Here is a 23048-nt window from a genome sequence, read left to right on the forward strand (position 1 = left end):
CGAGACCATGGAACCCCTGCTCAAGGTCACCGGCCTGCAGAAGCACTTCCCCATCCGGAAGGGCCTGCTCCAGCGTCAGACCGGCGCGGTCAAGGCGGTCGACGGCCTCGACTTCGAGGTCTACCCCGGCGAGACCCTCGGCGTCGTCGGCGAGTCCGGCTGCGGCAAGTCCACGATGGGCCGGCTCATCACCCGCCTGCTCGAACCGACCGGCGGCACGGTCGAGTTCCAGGGCAAGGACATCTCCCACCTCGGGGTGTCCGGGATGCGTCCGTTCCGCCGGGACATCCAGATGATCTTCCAGGACCCGTACGGCTCGCTGAACCCGCGCCACACGGTCGGCACGATCGTCTCGGCGCCCTTCCGGCTCCAGGGCGTCGAGCCCGAGGGCGGCGTGAAGAAGGAGGTGCAGCGCCTCCTCGGTCTGGTGGGCCTCAACCCGGAGCACTACAACCGCTACCCGCACGAGTTCTCCGGCGGTCAGCGCCAGCGCATCGGCATCGCCCGCGCGCTCGCGCTCAAGCCGAGGCTGGTCGTGGCGGACGAGCCGGTCTCGGCCCTGGACGTCTCCATCCAGGCGCAGGTGGTCAACCTCCTGGACGACCTCCAGGACGAGCTGGGCCTCACCTACGTGTTCATCGCGCACGACCTCTCGGTCGTCCGGCACGTCTCGGACCGCATCGCCGTGATGTACCTCGGCAAGATCGTCGAGCTCGCGGACCGCACCTCCCTGTACACGGCCCCGATGCACCCGTACACCCGGGCCCTGATGTCCGCGGTCCCGGTTCCCGACCCGCGCCGCCGGGGAGCCAGGAGCGAGCGCATCCTGCTCAACGGGGACGTCCCCTCCCCGATCGCCCCGCCGTCGGGGTGCCGCTTCCACACCCGCTGCTGGAAGGCCACGGACGTCTGCAAGACCCAGGAGCCCCCGCTCCTGGAGCTCCGCCCGGGTCAGCGCGTGGCCTGCCACCACCCGGAGAACGCGGAGGGCGTGACGGTGCCGGGGGCGCGGGAGTCGGTGGAGATCACGAAGCGCCCGGAGGCGACGGCGCCGGTCGCGGCCGGGGTGGAGGAGTCTGCGGAGGCGGAGGCCCTGGCCAAGGCCGAGGAGCCCGCGGCTGCGGAGGCTCCGGTCGAGTCCGGAGATTCCGCCGAGGCGGACGGGGCGGCCGAGGCCGCCGCCGAGCCCGCGCCCGGGGCGACGAAGCCGGCCGAGGCCGCCGACCCCGCCGCCGAGGGCGACGCGCCGAAGGCGTGAACCCCGAGAGGTCCCCGCCGCCCCTCGGGCGGCGGGGACCTCTCGCGTATGCGGGCGGCGCCCGCCCGGCCGCGCCGCCGGACCCGGCAGCCGCGCCGGCTCGTGGCGCGGAGCGCTCGCGTCAGGGGAGTTCGGGGGCGCGGCCCCCGGTCCCGTCAGGGTTTCGGGAAGGGGCGGGTGGGGGGAGATCCCCCCACCCGCCAGGGAGCCGGGGCAAGACGGCTCCGCCCCCGCCGGAAGAGGCGCGACACGAGAACCGGCTCCAGGCCCACCGAGGTCACCGGGACACCGGACCCGCAGGCCTCCGCCCACCCCCCACGGGAACTACCGGCACAATTGGGCGGTGCTCCACGACCTGTTCACCCCCTCCGTCCAACACGCCCTCGACCTCGTCGGCATCTTCGTGTTCGCCATCTCCGGCGCCCTCCTCGCCGTCCGGAAGAACTTCGACGTCTTCGGCATCGCCGTCCTCGCCGAGGTCACCGCCCTCGGCGGCGGGCTCTTCCGCGACCTGATCATCGGCGCCGTACCCCCCGCCGCCTTCACCGACCTCGGCTACTTCCTCATGCCCCTGGTCGCGACGGTCCTCGTCTTCTTCCTGCACCCCCACGTGGAGCGCACCCAGGCCGCCGTCAACGTGTTCGACGCCGCCGGCCTCGGTCTCTTCTGCGTGACGGGGACGACGAAGGCGTACGACTACGGGCTCGGCCTCACCGCCTCCGCCGCCCTCGGGCTCGCCACCGCCGTCGGCGGCGGCGTCCTGCGCGACGTGCTCGCCAACGAGGTGCCCTCGCTGCTGCGCTGGGACCGGGACCTGTACGCCGTCCCGGCGATCGTGGGCGCGACGATGGTCGTGCTCTGCATCCGCTTCGACACCCTCAACGCCTTCACCAGCGGCGCCGCCGTCCTTGCCGCCTTCGTGCTCCGCCTCCTCGCGATGCGCTACCACTGGCGCGCGCCCCGCGCCTGGAACCGCCGCTCCTCCGCCAGCGAGGAGCCGGAGAAAGCTACCGCTCAGTAGTAACCTGCGGTACCGTCGGATCCATGAGCACGAGCACCGAGACGAACGCCGGGGCGGACGCCGGGACGGACGCCGCCGTCGCGAACGAGTTCGACCGCGACACCGCCGTCACCCTCCGGGAACCCGGCGTCTACGACGCCGACCTCTCCGCCGGCTGGACGATCATCCACGCCGTCAACGGCGGTTACCTCCTCGCCCTGCTCGGCCGCGCCCTCGGCCACCACCTCCCGCACCCCGACCCGTTCACGATCTCGGCGCACTACCTCACGCCGTCCGTGCCCGGTCCCGCGGTGATCAGGACCGAGACCGTCCGCACCGGCCGGACCCTCTCCACCGGCCAGGCCTCGCTCTTCCAGTACGCCGAGGACGGCACCGAGGTCGAGCGCATCCGCGTCCTCGCCTCGTACGGCGACCTCGACGCCCTCCCCGACGACGTCCGCACCAGCGCGACGCCCCCGGCGATGGCCCCGATCGAGAACTGCTTCGGCGCCTCCGACGGCCCCACCCCGCAGATCCCCGGCTCCTCCGCCATCACCGAGCGGCTCGACATCCGCCTCGACCCGGCCTGCGTCGGCTGGGCGATCGGCGCCCCCTCGGGCAAGGGCGAGATGCGTGCCTGGTTCGGCCTCGCCGACGGGCGCGAGCCCGACGCCCTCTCCCTGCTGCTCACCGTCGACGCCCTGCCGCCGACCTCCTTCGAGCTGGGGCTGAAGGGCTGGACCCCGACCGTCGAGCTCACCACCCACGTCCGCTGCCGTCCGGCCCCCGGCCCGCTGCGGGTCTCCATCACCACCCGCAACCTGGCCGGCGGCTTCCTGGAGGAGGACGCCGAGGTCTGGGACAGCGCCGACCGCCTGGTCGCCCAGTCCCGCCAGCTGGCCCGCGCCCCGCGCGGCTGAGCCCGTACGCCCGACCCCCGTACGTACGCCCGCTGCACCCGTACGCCCGGACCACCGCCGCCCCGCCCTTGCCGCACAGGGGCGGGGCGGCGGCGCATCCGGGTACGGCGGCACATCCGGGTCGAGCCGGACGGGCGTCCCCCGGGCGCGGCGGGCCGGGCGCGGCGGGCGCCCCCGGATACGGCGGGCACCCCCGGCCCCGGCGGCGTAAACGGGCCAGGCGCCGGGAGCGCCGCGGCGGGCTCGTAGAATCGACCCACCATGGCTTACCTCGACCACGCCGCGACCACGCCCATGCTGCCCGAGGCGATCGAGGCGATGACCGCCCACCTCGCCGTCACGGGCAACGCCTCCTCCCTCCACGCCGCCGGACGGCGGGCCCGGCGGACCGTCGAGGAGGGCCGCGAGACCCTCGCCGCCGCCCTCGGCGCCCGGCCGAGCGAGGTCGTCCTCACCTCCGGCGGCACCGAGGCCGACAACCTCGCCGTCAAGGGCCTCTACTGGTCCCGCCGCGACGCCGACCCCCGCCGCGTCCGCGTCCTGGCCAGCCCGGTCGAACACCACGCCGTCCTCGACGCCGTCGACTGGCTCGCCGTCCACGAGGGCGCGCGGGTCGAGTACCTGCCCGTCGACCACCACGGCCGGGTGCACCCCGAGGCCCTGCGCGAGGCGATCGCCCGCGACCCGGAGACCGTCGCCCTGGCCACCGTCATGTGGGCCAACAACGAGATCGGCACCCTCATGCCGGTCCGCGAACTCGCCGATGTGGCCGCCGAGTTCGGCGTCCCCCTGCACGCCGACGCCGTCCAGGCCGTGGGGCAGGTTCCGGTCGACTTCGCCGCCTCCGGACTCGCCGCCATGACCGTCTCCGGCCACAAGATCGGCGGCCCCTACGGCATCGGCGCCCTCCTCCTGGGCCGCGAGCACGCCCCCGTCCCCGTGCTGCACGGCGGCGGCCAGGAGCGGCACGTCCGCTCCGGCACCCTCGACGTCCCCGCCGTCGCCGCCTTCGCCGTCGCCGCCCGGCTCGCCGCCGAACGGCGCGAGGAGTTCGCCCGCGAGGTCGGCGCCCTGCGCGACGAGCTCGTCACCGCCGTCCGTACGTCCGTCCCCGACGCGATCCTCGGCGGCGACCCGGTCGACCGGCTCCCCGCCAACGCCCACTTCACCTTCCCCGGCTGCGAGGGCGACTCGCTGCTCCTGCTGCTCGACGCCGCCGGCATCGCCTGCTCCACCGGCTCCGCCTGCACCGCCGGCATCGCCCAGCCCAGCCACGTCCTGCTCGCCACCGGCGCCGACCCCGACCTCGCCCGGGGCACCCTGCGCTTCTCCCTCGGCCACACCTCCACCGAGGAGGACGTGGCGGCGGTCGCCGGCGCGATCGGCCCGGCCGTGGAGAGGGCCCGCACGGCCGGCCTCAGCTGAGCCCGGCCCCGCACCCCTCACACGGGCTTCTTCGAAGCCTCCCGCACCAGCCGCAGGTACCGGTCCCAGTCCCAGTGCGGACCGGGATCGGTGTGGTCGGTGCCCTCGACCTCGACGTGCCCGATGACGTGCTCCCGGTCCACGGGTATCCCGTACCGGGCGCAGATGCCGGCCGTGAGCCGCGCCGACCCCTCGTACATCGCCGCCGTGAAGTCCTCCGGCCGGTCCACGAAGCCCTCGTGCTCGATGCCGATGCTCCGCTCGTTCATGTCCCGGTTCCCGGCGTGGAAGCCCACGTCGAGCTCCCGGATCATCTGCGCCACGTGCCCGTCCTTGCGGACCACGTAGTGCGCGGCGGCCCCGTGCCCCGGGTTCTTGAAGACCCGCAGGGCGGTCGCGTAGCTGCCCTGCACGACGTGGATCACGACCCGGTCGATCGTGTAGTCGTCCGGCCGGTCCGCCCGCCGCCAGTTCGCCCGCGACGCCGACGTCCACTCCGCGCCCGCGTGGTCCAGCTCCCCCTCCACCCGCTTCTTCTGCGTCCCCGGCAGCCGCCACCAGGCGCGCGCCAGCTCCTCCCGGGCGAGCACGGCCGTGCCCACCACCGCGGCACCGCCGCCGAGCAGGACGGCACGCCGCCCCACCGCCTTCTTCCCCTTGCTCCCCATGCCATCGAGAACGCTTACCACCGCGACGGTGGTTCCCGTGGCCCCGTACCCTGGTGGGGCTATGACTCAGACCCCGCCCCAGCGCCCCCACGCCCGTCCCCTCCGGGTCCTCGCCGCCATGTCGGGCGGAGTGGACTCCGCCGTCGCCGCCGCCCGCGCCGCCGAGGCGGGCCACGACGTCACCGGCGTCCACCTCGCCCTCTCCGCGAACCCGCAGTCCTTCCGCACCGGAGCGCGCGGCTGCTGCACGATCGAGGACTCCCGCGACGCGCGCCGGGCCGCCGACGTCATCGGCATCCCCTTCTACGTGTGGGACCTGGCCGAGCGGTTCCGCGAGGACGTCGTGGACGACTTCGTCGCGGAGTACGAGGCCGGCCGCACCCCCAACCCCTGCCTGCGCTGCAACGAGAAGATCAAGTTCGCGGCGCTCCTCGACAAGGCGCTCGCCCTCGGCTTCGACGCGGTCTGCACCGGCCACTACGCCACCGTCGTCCTGGGCGAGGACGGCACCCGCGAGCTGCACCGCGCCTCCGACACGGCCAAGGACCAGTCGTACGTCCTCGGCGTCCTGGACGAGAAGCAGCTCGCGCACGCGATGTTCCCGCTGGGCGACACCCTCACCACCAAGGACGAGATCCGGGCGGAGGCCGAGCGGCGCGGGCTCGCGGTCGCGAAGAAGCCCGACAGCCACGACATCTGTTTCATCGCCGACGGCGACACCCAGGGCTTCCTCGCCACCCGCCTCGGGAAGGCGGAGGGCGACATCGTGGACGAGTCGGGCACGAAGGTCGGCACCCACGAGGGCGCGTACGGCTTCACCATCGGCCAGCGCAAGGGCCTGCGGATCGGCCACCCGGCCCCGGACGGCAAGCCCCGCTACGTCCTCGACATCTCGCCCGTGAACAACACGGTCACGGTCGGCCCCGTCGAGGCCCTCGACGTCACCGCCCTCACCGCGATCAAGCCCCGCTGGTGCGGCACCGTCCCCGAGGGCCCCGGCCGCTACACCGCCCAGCTCCGCGCCCACGGCGGCGAGACGCCGGTGAGCGCGGCCCTGGAGGACGGCGAACTGCGGGTCGCCTTCGACGAGCCGGTCCGGGGCGTCGCCCCCGGCCAGGCGATCGTCCTGTACGACGGCACGCGCGTGGTGGGCTCGGCGACGATCGCGACGACGACCCGCAGGACGACGGAACCGGCCGGCGGTTAGGGCGCGTGCCGAAAGCAGCGCCGTCTGCCCGGAGGGCAGGCGGGACTTTCGGCACACGCCCTAGGACCGCCCGGTCCCGGCCCCCCGGTCCTCCGTGAGGAACCCCTCCGTGAGGAACCCCTCCGCACGGAACTCCTCCGCCAGGAACTCCGCCAGGACCGGGGCCAGGACGTGCGGGGCCACCTCGTGGGTCTGGCCCGTCAGGGTGCGGTGCCGGGCGCGGGGGAGGGCCGCCGCCAGCTCGCGGGCCGCGCGCCGGGTCTCCGCCGGGCTGAAGCCCCCGTCGACCACCAGCACGCACGCGGAGACCCGGTCGAGGGGCGCGTCCACGTGCGGCGGCTCGTACACCGACACCGGGCCCACCGGCAGCCCGGCCGCCGCCGCGGCGAGCGCGAGGGCACCGCCCGTCCCCGTGCCGTGCACGGCCGCTCCCGGGCCCGCCGCCGCCAGGACGGCCGCCAGGTCCTCGATCTCCCGTTCGGCGCCGCCGTGCGCCCGGCGGCCGTACGCCACGACCGGGAAGCCCCGGGCGAGCAGCCCGGCGAGGGCCCGCCCGTCCGCCGCCCCCGGGGCCCCGCCCACCAGGACGAGCGGCGGCCCGTCCCCGTCCCCGTACCGCTCGTACGCGACCGTCGTCCCGTCCCGCGACGTGACGCGCCCGCGGAACCCGCTCAGCTCGTTCATGGCAGGGCAGACCGGGGCGGCCCCCGGAACTCATCGCCGCCCGCCGGACTTCTTCCACGACCGCCTACGGTGGGCCCATGAACATCTGCGTCTTCCTCTCCGCCGCCCGGCTGGACGAGCGGTACACGGCCCCGGCCCGCGCGTTCGCGGCCCTGCTCGGCAAGGCGGGCCACACCCTCGTCTGGGGCGGCTCCGACACCGGCCTGATGAAGGTCGTCGCGGACGGGGTGCAGGAGGCGGGCGGCCGGCTCGTCGGCGTCTCCGTCGACTTCCTCGCCCACAAGGCCCGCCCGAACGCCGACGAGATGGTCGTCACCGAGGACCTCGCACAGCGCAAGGCCCTGCTCCTCGCCAAGTCCGACGCGATCGTCGTCATGGTCGGCGGCACCGGCACCCTCGACGAGGCCACCGAGATCCTGGAACTGAAGAAGCACGGCAAGCACCGCAAGCCGGTGGTCCTCCTCAACACGGAGGGCTTCTACGACGGCCTGAGGGAGCAGTTCCGGCGCATGGAGGAGGAGGGTTTCCTCCCGCTCCCCCTCGCCGACCTCGTCTTCTTCGCGGACGACGGCGCGGCGGCCCTCGCGTACCTGGAGGAGGAGATCGCCTCCCCGGCTCCCCGCTGATGCGAGCATGGGGGCCATGGCTACTCATGTGATCACCGGAGCCGGCTCCGGCATCGGCGCCGCCGTCGCGCGCCGCCTCCACGCGCGCGGGGACGAGCTCGTGCTGCACGCGCGCGACGCGGGGCGGGCCAAGGAGCTCGCGGCGCAGTTCCCCGGCGCGCGGACCCTCGTCGGGGACCTCGCGGACCCGGACCGGCTCTCCTGGGCGTTCTCGCACCAGAGCCTGCCCGAGCGGGTCGACGGGCTGCTGCACGTCGCGGGCGTCGTCGACCTCGGGCCGGTCGGCGAGCTCACCCCCAGGACCTGGCACCACCAGCTGAACGTGAACCTGGTCGCCCCGGCCGAGCTCACCCGGCACTTCCTGCCCCAACTGCGCGTCTCCCAGGGGCACGTCGTCTTCGTGAACTCGGGCGCCGGGCTCAACGCGCACGCCGAGTGGGGCGCGTACGCCGCCTCCAAGCACGGTCTGAAGGCCCTCGCGGACTCCCTGCGCCACGAGGAGCACGGCAACGGCGTCCGGGTCACCTCGGTCTACCCGGGCCGCACCGCCAGCCCCATGCAGGCGAAGGTGCACCAGCAGGAGGGCAAGGAGTACGACCCGTCGAAGTGGATCGACCCCGAGTCGGTCGCGACGGCGATCCTCACCGCCCTCGACCTGCCGCGCGACGCCGAGATCAACGACCTCACCGTCCGCCCCGGGCGCTGACGGAGAGGGCCGGGGCGGCCCGGGGCACGGTCACCGGCGCCGCCCGGCGCGCCCCGGCACGTACGCTTCCCGGGTGAGCGACACGACCGAGAAGAACGACTTCCCCTGGGGCCCCGCCACCGGCGTCGGGTCCCTGCCCGGCGGCGACGCCCGCGAGGCCGCCAAGACCGTCACCGGCTCCTTCGAGGACTTCCCGTTCCTCGCGGAGCTGCCCGCGCGCGGGCCCGGCGCCGACATGACCGGCCGGACGATCGGGATGCTCGTCGACCTGTACGCGCACGTGGAGCCGAGCGGCTGGCGGATCAGCGACCGGCCCGGCCGCGACACCCGGCGGGCCCGCTCCTGGCTCGGCGAGGACCTCGACGCCCTGGAGGAGTTCACCCAGGGGTACGAGGGCGCGCTCAAGGTGCAGGCGGTGGGCCCCTGGACGCTCGCCGCCGCCCTGGAGCTGCGCGGCGGCGAGGCCGCCCTCGGCGACGCGGGCGCCTGCCGGGACCTGGCGGGATCGCTCGCCGAGGGACTCCGTCAGCACCTGGCCGAGGTGCGCAAGCGCGTGCCCGGCGCCCGGGTGGTCCTCCAGCTCGACGAGCCCTCGCTCACCGCCGTACTGCGCGGGCAGGTCCGCACCGCCAGCGGCTACCGCACCCACCGGGCCGTGGACCGGCAGGTCGTGGAGGGCGCCCTGCGGGACGTGGCCGCGGCCCACGACGGGCCGGTGGTCGTCCACTCCTGCGCCCCCGACGTCCCCTTCGCGCTGCTGCGGCGGGCCGGAGCCGCCGGGATCTCCTTCGACTTCGGGCTGCTCACCGAGCGTGACGAGGAGGCGGTCGGGGAGGCCGTGGAGGGCGGCACGAAGCTCTTCGCCGGTGTGGTGCCGTCCACCGACGGCCCGTTGTCGGACCCGGGCGGTAGCGTCATGGGTGTCAGGACGCTGTGGCGCAGGCTGGGGCTGAATCCGGGGACCCTCGCGGAGTCCGTGGTGATCACCCCCGCGTGCGGGCTCGCGGGCGCGTCGCCCGCCCACGCCCGCGCGGCGCTCGCCCACTGCGTCCGGGCAGCGAAGTCGCTCGCGGACAACCCGGAGTGACCGGGGACCGAGGTACGGGAGGACGGACGAAGGTGGCAGTCGACGAGGGGGCCCCGCCCGCCGAGGCGCGGGAGAAGCACGCGGACCTGGCCGAGCGGATCGAGGAGCACCGCTTCCGGTACTACGTGAAGGACCAGCCGGTCATCAGCGACGGCGAGTTCGACAGGCTCCTGCGTTCCCTGGAGGCGCTGGAGGAGGAGTACCCGGAGCTGCGGACCCCCGACTCCCCGACCCAGAAGGTCGCCGGGCAGTACGAGACCGACTTCACGGCCGTCGAGCACCGCGAGCGGATGCTCTCCCTCGACAACGCCTTCGACGACGAGGAACTGGCCGCCTGGGCCGAGCGCGTCGCCCGGGACGTCGGCACGCCCGACCACCACTTCCTGTGCGAGCTGAAGGTCGACGGCCTGGCCGTGAACCTGACGTACGAGCACGGGCGGCTCACCCGGGCCGCGACCCGCGGCGACGGGCGCACCGGCGAGGACATCACGCCCAACGTGCGCACGATCGCGGACGTCCCGGAGCGGCTGAGCGGCGACCGGATCCCGGACCTCGTGGAGGTCCGCGGCGAGGTCTACTTCCCGATGGAGGCCTTCCTCGGGCTCAACGCCCGCCTGGTCGAGGCCGGCGAGAAGCCCTTCGCCAATCCGCGCAACGCGGCCGCCGGTTCGCTCCGCCAGAAGGACCCGAAGGTCACCGCCACCCGCCCGCTCCACCTGGTGGTGCACGGCATCGGCGCCCGCGAGGGCTTCGACATCGCCCGCCTCTCCGAGGCGTACGGGCTGCTCCACGCGTGGGGCCTGCCCACCGCCCGGCACAACAAGGTGGTGGGCACGCTCGACGAGGTGCGGGAGTTCATCGCGTACTTCGGGGAGAACCGGCACTCCGTCGAGCACGAGATCGACGGCGTCGTCGTCAAGCTGGACGAGATCCCGCTCCAGGGCCGGCTGGGCTCCACGGCCCGCGCCCCGCGCTGGGCCATCGCCTGGAAGTACGCGCCGGAGGAGGTCAACACCAAGCTGGTCGACATCAAGGTCGGCGTCGGCCGCACCGGGCGCGTCACCCCGTACGCGCAGGTGGAGCCGGTGACCGTGGCCGGCTCCGAGGTCGAGTTCGCCACCCTCCACAACCAGGAGGTGGTCAAGGCCAAGGGCGTCCTGATCGGGGACACGGTCGTGCTGCGCAAGGCCGGCGACGTCATCCCGGAGATCCTGGGGCCGGTCGCGGACCTGCGGGACGGCAGCGAGCGGGAGTTCGTGATGCCGTCCGAGTGCCCCGAGTGCGGGACGCCGCTGAAGCCGATGAAGGAGGGCGACATCGACCTCCGCTGCCCGAACGCCCGGACCTGCCCGGCCCAGCTGCGCGAGCGCGTCGAGTTCCTCGCCGGCCGCGAGTGCCTGGACATCGAGAAGTTCGGCGCCGTGGCCGCCGCCGCCCTCACCCAGCCCCTGGAGCCCGCCGAGCCGCCGCTCCGGGACGAGGGCGACCTCTTCGACCTCACCATCGAGCAGCTGCTGCCGATCCGGGCGTACGTCCTCGACCCGGACAGCGGACTGCCCAAGCGGGACCCGAAGACCGGCGAGGAGAAGATCGCCACCGTCTTCGCCAACCAGAAGGGCGAGCCGAAGAAGAACGCGCTCGCCATGCTGGAGAACATCGCGGCGGCGAAGACGCGCCCGCTGGCCCGCTTCATCAACGGGCTCTCGATCCGGCACGTGGGCCCGGTCGCGGCCGCGGCCCTCGCCCGCGAGTTCCGCTCCCTGGAGCGGATCGAGCAGGCCACCGAGGAGGAGCTGGCAGCCGTCGACGGGGTCGGCGGGATCATCGCGGCGGCGGTGAAGCAGTGGTTCGCCGAGGAGTGGCACCGCGAGATCGTGCGCAAGTGGCGGGCCGCCGGGGTCGCCCTGGAGGACGAGGGCGCCGGCGAGGACCAGGGGCCGCGTCCCCTGGAGGGGCTCACGGTCGTGGTGACCGGCACCCTGGAGAAGTTCACCAGGGATGGCGCAAAAGAGTCGCTCCAGCGCCTCGGAGCGAAGGTGACCGGTTCCGTTTCGAAGAAGACCTCCTTCGTCGTGGTGGGTGAAAACCCTGGTTCGAAATACGACAAGGCGGTGCAGCTGAAGGTTCCGGTTCTGGACGAGCAGGGCTTCTCGATCCTGCTCGAACAGGGACCCGACGCCGCCCGGGAGGCCGCGGTGCCCAGCCCCGAAAGTGCCGAGTAGCCCCTTTCCGTCCCGGGAGACGTCACCCGTTCGGCGCATATCAGATGGTGAGGGGTGGCCGGGTCTCATTCGGGCAAGACACGGAGAGCGCTGCCCGTCGGAGCCCTCGGCGGCCTAGTGTGGTGACCGTGCGTCTCGTCCTGCACGGCCGCGCGAGGGCTCTGCCGGTCGTGGCGTCAGGACAACGGCCCCGTGGCACGAGGAGCGGCCGCCCGCCGGCGGTCCCGCACCGGACGACGGCGGCCGCACGACGGACGGCCGCCCCACCGCGGCCCATGGCACACCGACGGCACCGCCGCCTGTGAGAGGGACGGAAATGGAACCGACCGAGAGCGCCGCCCCGGTCCCCCGGCCGCACGGCCGCGCGGTCCCCGGGAGCTCCACCTCCCGGCTGCCCGCAGCCGTGGTGGGCATCGCCGCCGTCCTGCTCGCCGCCGGGCTCCAGCAGGCCCTCACCACCGGGCACGGACTCTTCCCCGGCGGGGTCACCGGCTGGTCCCTCGCCGTCCTCACCGGCCTCATCGTCGGCCACCTGGTCGCCCTCGGCCGCGACCGCTGGTGGGGCGGCACCGGCTCCGGCGCCGCCCTCACCCTCGCCGTCCTCCTGCTGTACGGCTGGGTGCCCGCCGGACTCGTCTCGCTGACCGTCGTCACCCTCGTCGGCGCCGCCCGCCACCACCGCTGGCGACAGGGCCTGCTGCACGGCGCCGCCGACGTCCTCGGCGTCGGCGCCGCCGCCCTCGTCCTCGCCCTCTTCGGCGACGTGCCGACCGTCGAGCAGCCCTGGCGGCCCCTCGACTGGACGATCGGGGACCTCCCGGAAATCGTGCTCGCCGCGACCACCTACCTCGTGGTGACCCGGCTCCTCCTGTGGTACACGCTCGCCCCCCAGGGCCGCGGACTGCCCACCGTCGCCCGCACCGCCCTCCTCCGGCAGGGCCTCGTCGCCGTCGCCCTCCTCGGCATCACCCCGCTCATCTGCGCCGTCGCCGCGAGCCGCCCGGTCCTCCTGCCGCTCTTCGCCGTCCCCCTCATCGCCCTCGACTCCACCCTCTGGATCGCCCGCGCCCGCGCCGAGGAGCAGCTGCGCGACCCGCTCACCGGCCTCCCCAACCGCCAGTGGCTCCTGGAGCGGGCCTGGACCGCCCTGGAGGACGCCGAGGGCCAGGGGACCCGCGCCGCCCTCGTCCTCATCGACCTCGACCGCTTCCGCTCGGTCAACGACACCCTCGGCCACCTCGCCGGCGACCGGCTCCTCCTCCAGATCGCCGACCGGCTCCGCCTCGCCCTGCCCCGCGGCGCCGAGGCCGCCCGGCTCGGCGGCGACGAGTTCGCCGTCCTGCTGCCCACCGCCGACTCCACCACCAGCGCCCAGCGCGTCGCCCGCCACCTCGTCGCCGAGCTCTCCTCCCCGCTCGACCTCGACGGCCTCACCCTCGTCCTGGAGGCCAGCGCCGGCGTCGCCGTCTTCCCCGACCACGCCCTCGACGCCGAGGGCCTGCTGCGCCGCGCCGACGTCGCCATGTACCAGGCCAAGCGCGACCGCACCGGCGTCGAGGTCTACGAGTCCAAGCGCGACTCCAACACCCCCGACCGGCTCGGCCTCCTCGGCGACCTGCGCCGCGCCCTCGACGCCCACGAGGTCCAGCTCCACTACCAGCCCAAGGTCCGCTTCGACGGCCAGGTCGCCGGCCTGGAGGCGCTCGTCCGCTGGGTCCACCCCGAGCGCGGAAAGGTTCCACCGGACGAGTTCATCGCCATCGCCGAGTCCTCCGGCCTGATGCCCCACCTCACCGAGTACGTCCTGGAGACCGCCCTCGCCCAGGTCGCCCGCTGGCGCGCCCAGGGCCTCGACGTCCCGGTCGCCGTCAACGTCTCGCCGCGCGACGTCCACACCCCCGGCTTCGCCGGCGCCGTCGCCGCCCGGCTGGCCCGCCACGGCGTCCCGGCCGGCTCCCTCCAGCTGGAGATAACGGAGCACGTGCTCCTGGAGGACCCCCAGCGGGCCGCCGACACGCTCAACGGACTCACCGGCCACGGCGTCAAGATGTCCCTCGACGACTTCGGCACCGGCTACTCCTCCCTCGTCCACCTGCGCCGGCTGCCGGTCAGCGAACTGAAGATCGACCGCTCCTTCGTCGCCCGGCTCGCCGTCGACACCGAGGACGCCGAGATCGTCCGCTGCACCGTCGACCTCGCCCACTCCCTCGGCCTCCTCGTCGTCGCCGAGGGCGTCGAGGACGACGAGACCTGGGAGCGGCTGCGCGACCTGGGCTGCGACGCCGTCCAGGGCTGGCTGGTCGCCGCCGCCATGCCGCCCGACGAGGCGACCGCCTGGCTCCTGGCCCGCGGCGAGCACGGCTGGCGCCGCCCCGCCGACCTCGCGCCCCCGACCGACCTGGACCACCCCTCGGGGCAGGTCGTCCCCCGGGGCTGACCCGGTCCGGCGAAACCGTTTCACGGGCGGCGGCACCGGCCCCATAGGATGGACCCACACCATCAAGCTCACCCCGTGAGGAACCGCATGCCTGGCATCACGCGCGAGGAGGTCGCCCACCTCGCCCGGCTGGCGCGTCTGGAGCTGCGGAGCGAAGAACTCGATCACTTCGCCGGCCAGCTCGACGACATCATCGGCGCGGTCGCCCGCGTCTCCGAGGTCGCCGACCAAGACGTACCCCCGACCTCCCACCCGCTGCCGCTGACCAATGTCATGCGCGCGGACGAGGTCCGTCCGTCGCTCACCCCCGAGCAGGCGCTCTCCGGCGCCCCGGCCCAGGAGCAGCAGCGTTTCAAGGTGCCGCAGATCCTGGGGGAGGACTAAGAAGTCATGACGGACAACACCATCATCAAGCTCACCGCGGCCGAGATCGCCGGAAAGATCGCCGCCGGCGAGCTGACCGCCGTCGAGGTCACCGAGGCCCACCTCGCCCGCATCGAGGCCGTCGACGAGAAGGTCCACGCCTTCCTGCACGTCGACCGCGACGGCGCCCTCGCCCAGGCCCGCGCCGTGGACGAGAAGCGCGCCCGGGGCGAGAAGCTCGGCCCGCTCGCCGGTGTGCCGCTCGCCCTCAAGGACATCTTCACCACCGTCGGCATCCCGACGACCGTGGGCTCGAAGATGCTGGAGGGCTGGATCCCGCCGTACGACGCGACCCTGGTCAAGAACCTGAAGGCCGCCGACGTCGTCATCCTCGGCAAGACCAACATGGACGAGTTCGCGATGGGCTCCTCCACCGAGAACAGCGCCTACGGCCCGACCGGCAACCCCTGGGACCTCACCCGTATCCCCGGCGGCTCCGGCGGCGGCTCGTCGGCCGCCCTCGCCGCGTACGAGGCCCCCCTCGCCATCGGCACGGACACCGGCGGCTCCATCCGCCAGCCCGCCGCCGTCACCGGCACCGTCGGCGTCAAGCCCACCTACGGCGCGGTCTCCCGCTACGGCATGGTGGCCTTCTCCTCCTCCCTCGACCAGGGCGGCCCCTGCGCCCGCACGGTCCTGGACGCGGCCCTGCTGCACGAGGCGATCGCCGGGCACGACCCGCTCGACTCCACCTCCATCGACGCCCCGGTCCCGCCGGTCGTCGAGGCCGCCCGCAACGGCTCCGTCGCCGGCATGCGCGTCGGCGTCGTCAAGCAGTTCCGCGGCGAGGGCTACCAGGCCGGCGTCGTGCAGCGCTTCGACGAGTCCGTCGAGCTGCTGAAGTCGCTGGGCGCCGAGGTCGTGGAGCTGGACTGCCCCACCTTCGACCTGGCCCTCTCGGCGTACTACCTGATCGCGCCGTCCGAGTGCTCCTCGAACCTGGCCCGCTTCGACGCCATGCGCTACGGCCTGCGCGTCGGCGACGACGGCACCCGGTCCGCCGAGGACGTCACCGCCCTCACCCGCGAGGCCGGCTTCGGCGACGAGGTCAAGCGCCGCATCATCCTCGGCACGTACGCGCTCAGCTCCGGCTACTACGACGCGTACTACGGCTCGGCCCAGAAGGTCCGCACCCTCATCACCCGCGAGTTCGAGAAGGCCTTCGAGGAGGTGGACGTGATCGTCTCCCCGACGACCCCCACCACCGCCTTCCCGATCGGCGAGCGCGCCGACGACCCGATGGCCATGTACCTCGCGGACCTGTGCACCATCCCGACCAACCTGGCCGGCAACGCCGCCATGTCGCTGCCCTGCGGCCTCGCGCCCGAGGACGGCCTCCCGGTCGGTCTGCAGATCATCGCCCCCGCCATGAAGGACGACCGGCTCTACAAGGTCGGAGCCGCCGTCGAGGCCGCCTTCGTGGAAAAGTGGGGACACCCGCTGCTAGAGGAGGCTCCGTCGCTGTGAGTGCCATGGCAAAGAAGGCCAAGAACTTCAAGAAGTCGAAGACCGGTCTGTACGTCTCGCTGGCCACCACCGCCTTCGGCGCGGTCAGCGTCGCCAAGCAGGCCAAGCTGGCCCGTAACGACAACGACGTCCTGCGGCTGATCGACGCCGCGGTGTCCGCCGCCGCGATCGCGACCGGCCTGGCGATCCTCTACCGGGAGCTGAAGCGCCTGGGCGACGACGACGTCCTGCTGGGCTGAGAGGGAAAGTCTCACCGTGACTGTCACTGAACTGCTGTCGTACGAAGCGGCGCTCGCCGAGTACGACCCCGTCATGGGCCTGGAGGTCCATGTCGAGCTCGGCACCCGGACCAAGATGTTCTGCGGCTGCTCCACCGAGCTGGGCGCGGACGCCAACTCGCAGACCTGCCCGACCTGCCTCGGCCTGCCCGGCTCGCTCCCGGTCGTCAACGCGATCGGCGTCGAGTCCGCCGTCAAGATCGGCCTCGCGCTGAACTGCGAGATCGCCGAGTGGTGCCGCTTCGCCCGGAAGAACTACTTCTATCCGGACATGCCGAAGAACTTCCAGACCTCCCAGTACGACGAGCCGATCGCCTTCGACGGCTACCTGGACGTCCAGCTGGAGGACGGCGAGGTCTTCCGCGTGGAGATCGAGCGCGCCCACATGGAGGAGGACACCGGCAAGTCCACCCACATCGGCGGCGCGACCGGCCGCATCCACGGCGCCTCGCACTCGCTGCTCGACTACAACCGGGCCGGCATCCCGCTCATCGAGATCGTCACCAAGCCGATCGAGGGCGCGGGCGACCGGGCCCCCGAGGTCGCCAAGGCGTACGTCGCCGAGCTGCGCGAGCTGATCCGCGCCCTGGGCGTCTCCGAGGCCCGCATGGACAAGGGCCAGATGCGCTGCGACGTGAACCTGTCGCTGCGCCCGCACGGCACCGAGACCTTCGGCACCCGTTCGGAGACGAAGAACGTCAACTCGCTCCGCTCGGTGGAGCGCGCGGCGCGCTTCGAGATCCAGCGGCACGCGGCCGTCCTGTCCTCCGGCGGGACGATCGTGCAGGAGACCCGTCACTTCCACGAGGACGACGGCACCACCACCTCCGGCCGCATCAAGGACAACGCCGAGGACTACCGCTACTTCCCCGAGCCGGACCTGGTGCCGGTGGCCCCCTCCCGCGAGTGGGTCGAGGAGCTGCGCAAGGGCCTGCCCGAGCTGCCGCGCGTGCGCCGCAACCGGCTGCGCGAGGAGTGGGGCGTGTCCGAGCTGGACATGCAGTCCATCCTCAACGCGGGCGCGGTCGACCCGATCGTCGCCACGATCGAGGCGGGCGCGGACGCGGCCTCGGCCCGCAAGTGGTGGCTGGGCGAGCTCGCCCGCAACGCCAACGAGCAGGGCGTCTCCCTGGAGGAGCTGCCGATCGCCCCGGCGGACGTGGCCCGGGTCTCGGCCCTGGTCGCCTCCGGCGACCTCAACGACAAGCTGGCCCGCCAGGTCATCGAGGGCGTCCTCGCCGGCGAGGGCACTCCGGACGAGGTCGTCGAGAAGCGCGGTCTGAAGGTCGTCTCCGACGACGGCGCGCTCGGCGCGGCGGTCGACGAGGCCATCGCGGGCAACGCGGCGATCGCGGACAAGATCCGCGGCGGCAAGGTCGCGGCGGTCGGCGCGCTGGTCGGCGCGGTCATGAAGGCCACCCGCGGCCAGGCGGACGCGGCGAAGGTCAAGGACCTGATCCTGGAGCGGCTGGGCGTCTCCGAGGGCTGAGTTCCGTCCCGTACGGGAGGAGGGCGGCCCCGCACCGGAGTTCCGGTGCGGGGCCGCCCTCTCGTGCTCCCGCTACCGCTTGAGGAGCGGGGCGGCGATGACCACGTACGCCTTCTGCGAGAAGGTGCAGGTGTCCTCCACCCGGATCCGCAGCCGCAGCGCGCCCTTGACCGAGAGGCTCGCCGCCACGGGCTTGCCGAGCTTCACGGCCTCGGAGAAGAGGGCGGGCTGGTCGTCCACGGAGATGTGGACGCGGGCCTGTTCGGTCGGGGAGTCGTCGGCGATGCCGGCGGTGAACTGCAGGGTCTCCCACTTCCGGCTCAGGTTGAACTCCATGGTCGACTCGGACGAGCAGCCGGTCACGAAGGCCGATCCGTAGTCCCGGGCGTTGAGCGTCGCGGACTCCACGGTGAACTCGTCGAGGCCGTCGATGGGGGAGAAGCCGGTCAGGTCCACCTCGTCGCTGCCGTCCACGGCGCCGGGGTCGCTGTTCGCCGGGCTCCCCGAGGAAGCCGGATCGGCGGAGGCCGTGTCGGTCGGCTCCTCCGGCGCGGGTTCCCCGGTCGGCTCCTCGGTGGTGGCGCCGGGGGCGGGCTCCGTCGTCTCCGGGGCCGGGGTCGTGGTGGTCACGGCGGCCGGGCCGGCCTTGTCGCTCCCGCCGTCGTCCTTCTTGTCGCCGAGGAACCGGACGCCGGCCACCGCGAGGGCGGCGACCACGAGGACACCGACCACGGCGCCGATCAGCGGGCCCTTGCGACGGCGGCGCGGCTCGGGGGCCGGGGTGGGGGCGGTGGCCGGGCCGGACGAGGGGGGAGGCGTCGGCGGACCGAAGCCGGGGCCCGAACCGGGGCCGCCGAAGCCGGGATCCCCGACACCGTGCGCGGCGGCGGCGAACGGCTCGGCGGAGGGCTGGTACGCGGCGTGCTGCGGGGTGACGGGCGTCGCCGGAGCGGCGACGGGCGGCGCGACCACCGGCCGCGGGGTCACGACCGGGGGCGGTGACGCGACGGGCGCCGGGGGCGTCGTGGGCGGCCGGTCCTCCGGCGCCGCCGCGGCGGCCGCGCTCGGCGGCGGGGTCGCGGGCCGCGGCGGCGCGGTGGGCGGCGCGGTGGGCGGCGCGGTCGGGACCGGCGGGGCGGCGGGAGCCGGCGGAACCGCGTCCGCGACCGTCGCCGGGCGCGAGGTCGTCGTCGTGGACACCACCCCGTGCCGTACGTCCTTCACCCAGGACGACAGGGAGACCGGGCGCCGCCCGGCGTCGGCCGAGGCGATGCTCAGGACCCGGTCGCGCTGTTCCTCCGGCAGCCCGGCGATCTGCGGCAGCTCGCGGAACGCGGAGACCAGCTGCTCGGGCGCGGTCGGCGGGGACTGGCCGCTGAGCAGGAAGTAGGCGATGGCGCCGAAGGCGTAGCGGTCGGTGGCCGGGGTGCGTTTGCCCTCGAAGACCTCGGGGGCCGCGTAGCCGGGGGTGAACCACACCTCGGCGGTCTGGTGGTCGGCGGTCAGCTTGCTGAGGCCGAAGTCGACGAGGGTCGCCTGCCCGTACTCGTCCACCATGACGTTGCCGGGCGAGAGGTCGCCGTGGACGACCGTGCGCCCGGAGGGGGTGGCCTTCCCGGAGTGCAGCCAGTCGAGGACGTCCGCGAGCTGTTCCAGGGTCCGCATCACCTCGCGCCGTTCGGCGGGGGACGTGAGGGTGCGCTCGGCCCGCCAGTCGCGCAGGTCGAGGCCGTCGACGTGGTTCATGACCAGCACCAGGGCCCGGCCGGTGATGGTCCCGGACTCGCCGGGCCGGTGGATCGGCGGCCCCTGGAAGTGCTCCCGCACGCCGACGACGCCGGGACGGTGCACGAAGCGGAGCAGCTCGGCCTGCTCGTTCCACTTCTGGCTGATCCGCTCGAAGATCTCGGGCGTGATCGTCGTCTTCGAGTCGAGGACCTTGACGACGACCGGCTCCACGCCCCCCGCCAGCTCGATCTCGGCGAGGTAGAGCACGGCCTCGCCGCCCCGCCCGATGGACCGCAGGAGCCGGTACCGGTCGGGTGCGGAATCGGGGCCGATGTGGTGTGCCGACTTGCTCAAATCTCCCCCAGGGCACAGTGAATGACAGGAAGTCAGCTTGCCGTCCTGCCGCCTCCGTGGTCAACCGGAGAAGCACCGTCCGAAAATGGCGGATCCCGCACCCGCGACGACGTCCCCGACCGTTCGCAGATGCGTGGCCGAGCCGCTCTCCCAGCCCTCTCCTGCCGCCCGGTCGGACGGCCCCTGGGCCCGTACGGAAAGGAAACGGGCGAGCCGGACGTGGCCGGAACCGAGCGGTGGCGGCGGGAAAGCGGCCGTCGCTTCTGTGAACCGCCCGACGTGCGCCGCATAGAATGCCGACCCGGTCGAAAGAGGGGGGAGTCATGTCCTGGGGCGAGTGGGAGAAGCTCAAGAGCGACGCCGTGGAGCGGCAGTCGTCGCAGATGCGGCTGAACGGACTCGACGGAAACGGCGGCGCGGGCGCGGGTTCCGGCGACCTCGTGGTGAACCGGGACGACCTCGGCGCGATCGGCCACGAGGCGTACCTCCTGTACGGCCGGCTCTCCCGGGACGGCGACCACGCCCGGCCGTCGACCTTCGACGCGTCGATCGCCCTCACGAACGGCAACTTCACCAGCGGGTCGGAGCTGCTGAAGGTGCACGACCGCTGGAACAGCCAGCTGCGGACGCTCCTGGACGCCTGCGCCCGGATCTCCAACCACCTCGACTACACCAAGTCCACTCACGCCAAGGACGACGCGGACATCGGGGGCCGGCTGCTCTCCACGTCCAAGATCGACGAGTACTTCAAGTAGACGAGTACTTCAAGTAGAGGATTCCGGGGGGAAAGAACCACCGTGCTGACATTCGAGGACGTCGTCAACGCACCCGTCGTCAAGCTGAAGCAGGCCGCGGACGACTGGTCGGAGATGGCCGCGAAGCTGAAGAAGCTCGCCACCGACGCCCGCGACGGCATGAAGGCCAAGACCGACAAGGCGCAGTGGCAGGGCGTCAACTCCGACGTCACCCGGCCCTTCATCGCCAAGACGGCCAAGGAGTTCGAGGACGCCGAGGCACAGGCGAAGGGCATCCACCTGCTGCTCGCCGACGCGCACGCCTCGTTCACGGCGGCCCGGGACTCGCTCGTCAGGATCAGGGACGAGGAGGGCCCGGCGGCCGGCGTGCGCGTCGACGCGAACGGCAGGGTCAGGCCCGAGCGCGACCTGACGAAGGACGTGGCGGCGCGCCACGACCCGGACTACCCGGACTACGCCGCCGACGTGCGGAAGCAGCAGGAGGCCGTGGCCTCCTGGCAGGTGAGGATCGACCGGATCGTCGAGGACTGCGCCGACGCCGACGACTCGCTGAGGCGGGCGCTCGCGGCGAACGTGAAGGACGCCCACGACTTCACCGCACCCACCTACAAGAGCCTCGACGAGGAGCAGGTCGCCCGGGCGGCGGAGTTGTTGAAGAAGGTCACCGGCGAGGGCGGTACGGCGCGGAACGTCGCCGCGCTGAAGGAGCTGGAGGAACTTCTGGACGACAACCGGAACGACCCCGAGTTCGCGACCGGCTTCTACCGCTGGGTGGGCCCCGCAGCCACGCTCGACGCCTTCGCGGAGATGTCGCTGAACTCCACGTCCCTCGGCCCGGCCGGCCAGGACCGCGTCGACATGGTCCGCAACATCCAGTCCGACATGGGCGCCATGCTCGGCCTGGCCACCCAGCGGTCCACCCCGAACCACCTCGACGCCGTGTGGACCGAAGGACTCATGAGGGCCGGCCGCAAGCCGCTCGACGTCCAGGGCGTCGGCTTCTCGCAGATCTACGGCTACCAGGCCCTGAGCGGTCTCCTCCGGGAGGGCGCGTACGACAAGGACTTCCTGCTCTCCGTCGGCCGGGACATGGTCGCCATGGACCGCGAGGACCCGGGCCGCTGGTCCCACGCCCTGCCCATGAACATGGACCAGCGCGTCAACCTCGACGAGACCGGCGGCAAGGGCTTCAACCCCCTCACCGGCCTCATGGAGGCGATGGCCAACAACCCGGCCGCCTCGACGGCCTTCTTCGACGAGAACCTCCGCTCGGACACGAACAAGGACGGCATCGTCACCCTCGCCGACGAGGAGCTCACGGGCAAGGACGCGAAGAGCGTCGTGGACCACATGCTCGACAAGAAGCCCACGGACGACTACTACGACACGGTCCCCGGCGGCGAGCCGACCCCCGGCCAGTCGGCCATGGGCAACGCCCTGGAGGCGGCGGTCACCGGCCGCGTCCCGGGCGACGACGACGCGAAGGCCGTGGAGCACACCGAGGCCATGGCGAGCGTCATGGAGAAGGTCGTCGAGAAGATCGGCACCTCACCGGCACTCGCCGTCGAAGACGGCCCACTCGTCGGCATCGCCCCGAACCTCGGCAACATGGCGGCGGAGTACATGCCGGACCTTCAGGCCGCTGCGGAGAACGGCGCGGACCAGGCCATGCCCTTCGGAGAGATGGCGGAGTTCAAGAAGAACGACATGGCCTTCTTCCTGGGTGCGGTCGGCCAGGACCCCGACGCCTACGGCGCGATCACCAGCGCCCAGCAGGCGTACACGACCATGCTGGTGGCCGATGTCTTCCAGCACCCCGAGAGGCACGGCGACCCCGGGGACGCACTGGAGAACGCCGTCCATCCCGGAGGCGAGATCGCAGGAATCATGACGGAGGCGAGGGCCCAGGCCGTCCACGAGGCCAAGGCCCATGAGGCGGAGGAGTACAACAAGGGCACGGAGGAGAACGCGAAATGGGTCAACCGCGTCATCGACATGGTCGGCGGCAAATACATCGACATGGTTCCCCTGGCGGGTGACGTTTTCACCTGGATCAAGGAGGACGTCACCGAATCCGTTGTGGAAAACGCCAAGCAGGACAAGTCCGAAGAAGCGCGTCATGAAGTGGCTCGGGATTACACGACCTCCGAGAAGGCGGCGAAGACTGCAGCCGCCTCCGCAGTCATCGCGGCCGCACGGGGAACCGGCCTCACCCCCGAGCAGATCGAGGAATATCAGGGCATTGCATCCGTCAGAGCCGGGACGGCTCATTCCGTCGGGCGTGACCTTATTTCCAGTGGAAAGGGGTGAGGGT

Annotated in this window: 19 protein-coding genes; 16 read left to right on the top strand and 3 right to left on the bottom strand. The window is 73.0% G+C overall.

Translation table 11 applies throughout. The annotated features are described in order from the left end of the window. Window positions 1-7: 7 nt before the first annotated feature. The 4 genes from OO47_RS22895 to OO47_RS22910 all read left to right on the top strand — a co-directional run bounded on the left by OO47_RS22895 (window position 8) and on the right by OO47_RS22910 (window position 4603). Window positions 8-1258: an ABC transporter ATP-binding protein gene (locus OO47_RS22895; protein ID WP_078489834.1), complete on the top strand. Its 1251-nt coding sequence runs from the start codon at window positions 8-10 to the stop codon at window positions 1256-1258. A 343-nt stretch (window positions 1259-1601) separates the two neighbouring features. Next, window positions 1602-2279, top strand: coding sequence for a trimeric intracellular cation channel family protein (locus OO47_RS22900; RefSeq protein WP_030218571.1), 678 nt, complete (start codon window positions 1602-1604; stop codon window positions 2277-2279). A 23-nt stretch (window positions 2280-2302) separates the two neighbouring features. Next, window positions 2303-3178 carry a thioesterase family protein gene (locus tag OO47_RS22905; protein WP_030218567.1) on the top strand — a complete coding sequence of 292 codons (876 nt, stop codon included), beginning with the start codon at window positions 2303-2305 and terminating at the stop codon, window positions 3176-3178. A gap of 261 nt (window positions 3179-3439) precedes the next feature. Next, the gene (locus OO47_RS22910; RefSeq protein WP_030218565.1) at window positions 3440-4603 is read left to right on the top strand and encodes a cysteine desulfurase family protein; all 1164 of its coding nucleotides are present in this window, start codon (window positions 3440-3442) and stop codon (window positions 4601-4603) included. Window positions 4604-4620: 17 nt separating this feature from the next. On the opposite strand, the gene OO47_RS33515 is transcribed toward OO47_RS22910, so the two are convergent. After that, window positions 4621-5271, bottom strand: coding sequence for an N-acetylmuramoyl-L-alanine amidase (locus OO47_RS33515; protein WP_030218562.1), 651 nt, complete (start codon window positions 5269-5271; stop codon window positions 4621-4623). Window positions 5272-5332: 61 nt separating this feature from the next. Between OO47_RS33515 and mnmA the strand changes: the two genes are divergently transcribed. Then, a complete protein-coding gene (mnmA, locus tag OO47_RS22920; protein WP_030218559.1) occupies window positions 5333-6478 on the top strand; it encodes a tRNA 2-thiouridine(34) synthase MnmA in 1146 nt (381 codons plus the stop codon). A gap of 60 nt (window positions 6479-6538) precedes the next feature. Here the strand turns inward: mnmA and OO47_RS22925 are convergent, their stop codons facing one another. Then, the gene (locus tag OO47_RS22925; protein WP_051716220.1) at window positions 6539-7162 is read right to left on the bottom strand and encodes a hypothetical protein; all 624 of its coding nucleotides are present in this window, start codon (window positions 7160-7162) and stop codon (window positions 6539-6541) included. A 77-nt stretch (window positions 7163-7239) separates the two neighbouring features. On the opposite strand from OO47_RS22925, the gene OO47_RS22930 reads away from it, so the two are divergent. From OO47_RS22930 to gatB, 9 genes are all read left to right on the top strand, one after another. Next, entirely contained in the window at window positions 7240-7788 is a 549-nt protein-coding gene (locus OO47_RS22930; protein WP_030218553.1) for an LOG family protein, read from the top strand. A 7-nt stretch (window positions 7789-7795) separates the two neighbouring features. Then, window positions 7796-8494 (top strand): SDR family oxidoreductase, encoded by a 699-nt coding sequence (locus tag OO47_RS22935; protein WP_033209996.1) that lies wholly within the window; start codon window positions 7796-7798, stop codon window positions 8492-8494. A gap of 73 nt (window positions 8495-8567) precedes the next feature. Further along, window positions 8568-9581 carry a methionine synthase gene (locus OO47_RS22940; protein ID WP_030218548.1) on the top strand — a complete coding sequence of 338 codons (1014 nt, stop codon included), beginning with the start codon at window positions 8568-8570 and terminating at the stop codon, window positions 9579-9581. A 32-nt stretch (window positions 9582-9613) separates the two neighbouring features. Then, entirely contained in the window at window positions 9614-11803 is a 2190-nt protein-coding gene (gene ligA, locus OO47_RS22945; RefSeq protein ID WP_030218545.1) for an NAD-dependent DNA ligase LigA, read from the top strand. 316 nt (window positions 11804-12119) lie between these two features. Next, on the top strand, window positions 12120-14240 hold the full coding sequence (locus OO47_RS22950) for a putative bifunctional diguanylate cyclase/phosphodiesterase (protein ID WP_033209997.1): 2121 nt from the start codon (window positions 12120-12122) through the stop codon (window positions 14238-14240). An 87-nt stretch (window positions 14241-14327) separates the two neighbouring features. Continuing rightward, entirely contained in the window at window positions 14328-14624 is a 297-nt protein-coding gene (gene gatC, locus OO47_RS22955) for an Asp-tRNA(Asn)/Glu-tRNA(Gln) amidotransferase subunit GatC (RefSeq protein WP_030218541.1), read from the top strand. Between the two features lie 6 nt (window positions 14625-14630). Beyond that, entirely contained in the window at window positions 14631-16130 is a 1500-nt protein-coding gene (gene gatA, locus OO47_RS22960; protein ID WP_030218539.1) for an Asp-tRNA(Asn)/Glu-tRNA(Gln) amidotransferase subunit GatA, read from the top strand. Between the two features lie 5 nt (window positions 16131-16135). After that, window positions 16136-16369, top strand: a complete 234-nt coding sequence (locus OO47_RS22965; RefSeq protein ID WP_030218534.1) for a hypothetical protein — start codon at window positions 16136-16138, stop codon at window positions 16367-16369. A gap of 16 nt (window positions 16370-16385) precedes the next feature. Beyond that, window positions 16386-17897, top strand: a complete 1512-nt coding sequence (gene gatB / locus OO47_RS22970) for an Asp-tRNA(Asn)/Glu-tRNA(Gln) amidotransferase subunit GatB (protein ID WP_030218532.1) — start codon at window positions 16386-16388, stop codon at window positions 17895-17897. A gap of 72 nt (window positions 17898-17969) precedes the next feature. On the opposite strand, the gene OO47_RS22975 is transcribed toward gatB, so the two are convergent. Next, window positions 17970-19979: a protein kinase domain-containing protein gene (locus tag OO47_RS22975; protein ID WP_030218529.1), complete on the bottom strand. Its 2010-nt coding sequence runs from the start codon at window positions 19977-19979 to the stop codon at window positions 17970-17972. A 323-nt stretch (window positions 19980-20302) separates the two neighbouring features. Between OO47_RS22975 and OO47_RS22980 the strand changes: the two genes are divergently transcribed. Both OO47_RS22980 and OO47_RS22985 read left to right on the top strand, forming a co-directional pair. Then, window positions 20303-20734 carry a hypothetical protein gene (locus OO47_RS22980; RefSeq protein WP_030218525.1) on the top strand — a complete coding sequence of 144 codons (432 nt, stop codon included), beginning with the start codon at window positions 20303-20305 and terminating at the stop codon, window positions 20732-20734. A 42-nt stretch (window positions 20735-20776) separates the two neighbouring features. Beyond that, a complete protein-coding gene (locus tag OO47_RS22985; protein ID WP_030218522.1) occupies window positions 20777-23044 on the top strand; it encodes a DUF6571 family protein in 2268 nt (755 codons plus the stop codon). The last annotated feature ends 4 nt before the right edge of the window (window positions 23045-23048 follow it).

It is taken from the genome of Streptomyces bikiniensis (assembly GCF_000716625.1).
Classification (GTDB): domain Bacteria; phylum Actinomycetota; class Actinomycetes; order Streptomycetales; family Streptomycetaceae; genus Streptomyces; species Streptomyces bikiniensis.

Coding starts and splice junctions, on each gene's coding strand:
- OO47_RS22895 (WP_078489834.1), top strand. CDS start 8: ATGGAACCCCTGCTCAAGGTCACCGGCCTGCAGAAGCACTTCCCCATC.
- OO47_RS22980 (WP_030218525.1), top strand. CDS start 20,303: ATGTCCTGGGGCGAGTGGGAGAAGCTCAAGAGCGACGCCGTGGAGCGG.
- OO47_RS22910 (WP_030218565.1), top strand. CDS start 3,440: ATGGCTTACCTCGACCACGCCGCGACCACGCCCATGCTGCCCGAGGCG.
- OO47_RS22925 (WP_051716220.1), bottom strand. CDS start 7,162: ATGAACGAGCTGAGCGGGTTCCGCGGGCGCGTCACGTCGCGGGACGGG.
- OO47_RS33515 (WP_030218562.1), bottom strand. CDS start 5,271: ATGGGGAGCAAGGGGAAGAAGGCGGTGGGGCGGCGTGCCGTCCTGCTC.
- OO47_RS22930 (WP_030218553.1), top strand. CDS start 7,240: ATGAACATCTGCGTCTTCCTCTCCGCCGCCCGGCTGGACGAGCGGTAC.
- gatC (WP_030218541.1), top strand. CDS start 14,328: ATGCCTGGCATCACGCGCGAGGAGGTCGCCCACCTCGCCCGGCTGGCG.
- OO47_RS22935 (WP_033209996.1), top strand. CDS start 7,796: ATGGGGGCCATGGCTACTCATGTGATCACCGGAGCCGGCTCCGGCATC.
- OO47_RS22950 (WP_033209997.1), top strand. CDS start 12,120: ATGGAACCGACCGAGAGCGCCGCCCCGGTCCCCCGGCCGCACGGCCGC.
- OO47_RS22965 (WP_030218534.1), top strand. CDS start 16,136: ATGGCAAAGAAGGCCAAGAACTTCAAGAAGTCGAAGACCGGTCTGTAC.
- mnmA (WP_030218559.1), top strand. CDS start 5,333: ATGACTCAGACCCCGCCCCAGCGCCCCCACGCCCGTCCCCTCCGGGTC.
- OO47_RS22905 (WP_030218567.1), top strand. CDS start 2,303: ATGAGCACGAGCACCGAGACGAACGCCGGGGCGGACGCCGGGACGGAC.
- gatA (WP_030218539.1), top strand. CDS start 14,631: ATGACGGACAACACCATCATCAAGCTCACCGCGGCCGAGATCGCCGGA.